Consider the following 390-nt stretch of genomic DNA (forward strand, 5'->3'; position numbering starts at 1 on the left):
TCACGGGCCTCGGCTTTGTGGAAACCATGCGGGCCGAGGGCCACAAAGCCATCATCCATGTTCCCGCCGCGTCGAACCTGGGGCAGATGCTGGTGCGGATCTGCAAGTCGGACGGCATCGAGCTGGTGAACATCGTCCGCAGTCCCGCTCAGGCCGATCTGCTGCGGGGTATCGGCGCGGCCCATATCGTGGACAGCAGCCAGCGGGGCTTTCGGCAGCAGCTGGAGGAGGCCATCGCCGAAACCGGCGCAACGCTGGCCTTCGACGCCATCGGCGGGGGCGAGATGACCAGCACGCTGCTCAACGCCATGGAGGCGGTCGCCGCCCGCGACATGGAAAGCTATGACCGCTATGGGTCGGCCGTCATGAAGCAGGTCTACATCTACGGCG

General features: G+C 65.9%; 1 protein-coding gene. It reads left to right on the forward strand.

Translation table 11 applies throughout. From position 1 onward, the window contains the following. On the forward strand, positions 1 to 390 hold a 390-nt coding region (locus KTN05_RS18835; RefSeq protein ID WP_217330706.1), incomplete at both ends, for a zinc-binding dehydrogenase.

Origin of the sequence: Paracoccus sp. Z118 (genome assembly GCF_019061185.1) — a bacterium.
Lineage (GTDB): Bacteria > Pseudomonadota > Alphaproteobacteria > Rhodobacterales > Rhodobacteraceae > Paracoccus.